The sequence below is a fragment of the Candidatus Cryosericum odellii genome (genome assembly GCF_003570935.1).
Classification (GTDB): Bacteria; Caldisericota; Caldisericia; order Cryosericales; family Cryosericaceae; genus Cryosericum; species Cryosericum odellii.
In genome coordinates this window covers 1-2,965 of the sequence record NZ_QXIU01000082.1, presented here as the reverse complement: position 1 = coordinate 2,965, position 2,965 = coordinate 1, and the positions used below count along the sequence as shown (strand labels likewise).

Sequence of the window (2,965 nt, the reverse complement as noted above, 5' to 3'; positions counted from 1 at the left end):
AAGACATGCGCCTTCAATGCAGAGAGGCTGTCAGTGCAGCTCCCCGGTGCCGTGACCTGGATGTACGTCGAATTGTACCGCGGGCCACCGTCGTTGTAGTCACGCCCGCGCGCAATGCAGTCCTCCACGAAAAGCGACAGGAACGGTGCCGGCATCTGCTCGGCATACAGCCGCTCGATAACGTTGTTGCCACGCACCTTGATGTCCACGAAGTGATACAGTTGCGCTTTAAATGCTTCAAACATCTCGTCATAGCTGGCAAAGGTTCGCGGATCACCCGTGTGCAGACCGATGACCTTGCCTGTACGTGGGTCCAGACCGCCATGCAGGGTCACTTCGAGGATCTTGGGCAGGTTCAGGTAGCCAGTGAGGATATACGCTTCACGGCCGAACGCACCGGTTTCGACACAGCCGGAAATGCCGCCCATGCGGGCATCGACCACGGATTTTCCCTGGCGGAGGAGCTCCTCGACGACCATGTCGGCATTGAAGACAGAGGGCTGACCCCAGCCTTCGCGGATGATCTCGGCGGCACGCCTGAGGAAGCGGTCTGGACTCTTGCGGCTGAGCTGGATGTTCGAGGACGGCTGCAGCAGGTGCATGTCGTCGATGACGTCGAGCAGGAGATAGCTGACGTCGTTCACACCGTCAGAACCATCGGGGCACAGTCCACCCACATTGATATTGGCAAAGTCCGTATACGTTCCGCTTTCGGCAGCCGTCACACCCACTTTCGGCGGCGCAGGCTGATTGTTGAACTTGACCCAGAAGCACTCCAGGAGTTCCATGGCCGACTCGCGGGTCAGTGTGCCGTCGGCAAGCCCTTTTGCGTAGAACGGCTCCAGGTGCTGGTCGAGGCGCCCGGGACAGAACGAATCCCAGGTGTTGAGTTCGGTCACGACGCCCAAATGCACAAACCAGTATGCCTGCAGCGCCTCGTGGAATGTGCGCGGAGCGTGCGCCGGAACCCAGGAGCAGACCTCGGCGATGCGCAGAAGTTCCGCCTTGCGCACGGGGTCCTGCTCTGCATTGTCCATTGAATGGGCCAAGCCGGCATTGCGCTCTGCATAGCCCATCATCGCATCTGCGGTAATGGCCATTGCCTGCAGCTCTTCGCGACGTGCGGTTGCCTGTGGGTCGTTCAGGAAGTCGAGGCCGGCAATGGCTTCTGCCACCTCCGCCTTCAGCTCCAGCAACCCCTTGTGATAGATGACGTCGCCCAGCACAGTATGACCTGGTGCGCGCTGCTCCATGAACTCGGTAAACACGCCGGCTTCGTAGGCGTCCTTCCATGCGGGTTCCATCAGAGCAAACATGCGGTCACGCATAGACCGCCCGTTCCATACAGGAATGACCTCCTCCTGCTGAATGCGGCGACCCTCATCGTCGACCTTGTAGGAGATCTTCTCCCGCGTATCGAGGACAGTGAGGTCCTGCATGCTGTGACAGCACAGCTCCGGAAAGGACGGCACGGCTTTGGGCGCGGGGCCACGTTCGCCCACGATCAGCTCGCCAGGTCCGATGAATAGCTGCTTATGTTCAAGAATGTACTGCAGGAGGCGTGCGCGGTAGACAGGTACCGACAATCCCCGCGCCTGCCGGTCGAACTCCGTCACCAGATGCGCTCGCTCCAGGGACAGCCGGGGTACTGCGTCAAGACTCTCCTGACGCAGACGTGCAACGCGCTCGTTCATGTTAACCTCCCACCGATGCTTCGATGCCGGCGTCTGCGAACATGCACCGGATGTTCTCCATGGCTTCCGCTGAAGGAGGCTGCAGGTCGGCCAGTTGGTACGGCCTTCCAAGCCTCCGGTACTTGTCCGTCCCGATGCGGTGATAGGGCAGAAGATCAATTCGACCCAGCCTCAGATGATGCATCATGCCGACCATCGCTGTCAGATTTGTGTCATCATCGTTGAGTCCAGGAATGACCGGAAACCGCACAACCACCTGCGCACCATGCTCCACCAAGGTGGCTAGATTCACCAGAATCGTCTCGTTTCCCACGCCTGTCGCTTCTCCATGTCGCGCGGTATCCATCAACTTGACGTCATACAGGAACAGGTCGACCTTGTCCGCCATCCCCAGCAATTCCCCTTGGTCAGTCATCCCGCAGGTCTCGACCGCAGTCGATATGCCCTGTTCTCGACACGCCTCAAGCAGATTTCTCAGGAATGCCGGCTGCATGAAGGGCTCGCCACCAGAAAATGTGACACCACCGCCCGACTCCTCGAAGAAAACGCGGTCCCGAACGAGTTCGCTTACCACCTCTGCCACTGTCATGATCCTGCCCGCAATCGTCCTGGCCCCGGCGAGACAGGCATCGACACACTGTCCACATGCGGTACACGCGTCAGTGGCCCCAGGTACTCCACCCTCCAGGATTGCCGCATGCGTCGAGCATGCCGTCAGGCAATCCCCACACCCGGTGCACCGTTCCGCCACAACCATTAGTTCAGCATCTGGGTTCTGGCTCTCGGGGTTATGGCACCACCGGCACGCCAGTGGACAGCCCTTGAGGAACACGACCGTGCGGATCCCCGGCCCATCATGTAAAGCATAGTGCATGATGTTAAAAACGATTCCATCCATAATGATATTCTAGCATAACGTCTTAGAAGTCCATGTGGATATTCATCATGGGATACAAAACGTACCAGGCTGGAGTGATCACTCCAGCCTGGTTACTCGCAATATTCTGGAACGTCCTAGCGCGTGATCACCAGGTCTTTGCCAAGATCAGTGATAGGCGTGCAGCCATCCTCTCTCACGATGACCGTATCCTCGATGCGCATCCCGAAGTGATTAGCAACATAGACCCCGGGCTCCACAGTCATGACATACCCGGGTACGAGCGTTGCATCGGAGTACGGCGAGAAACGGGGGTTCTCATGGATCTCGAGTCCGACACTGTGGCCAAGCCCATGGCCAAATCCAAGACCGTCCTCTGCCAGCTTGGCACGGA

At 58.8% G+C, this 2,965-nt stretch carries 3 protein-coding genes; all 3 read right to left on the bottom strand.

Annotated features, from left to right (window positions below):
• The coding region (locus SMC5_RS03265) for a pyruvate formate lyase family protein (RefSeq protein WP_119119572.1) at positions 1–1,694 on the bottom strand (1,694 nt) is incomplete at its 3' end.
• A gap of 1 nt (position 1,695) precedes the next feature.
• Positions 1,696–2,592 (bottom strand): glycyl-radical enzyme activating protein, encoded by an 897-nt coding sequence (locus tag SMC5_RS03260; protein WP_207799011.1) that lies wholly within the window; start codon positions 2,590–2,592, stop codon positions 1,696–1,698.
• 116 nt (positions 2,593–2,708) lie between these two features.
• Positions 2,709–2,965, bottom strand: a 257-nt coding sequence (locus tag SMC5_RS03255; RefSeq protein WP_119119571.1) for a M24 family metallopeptidase, incomplete at its 5' end; no start/stop codon positions are given.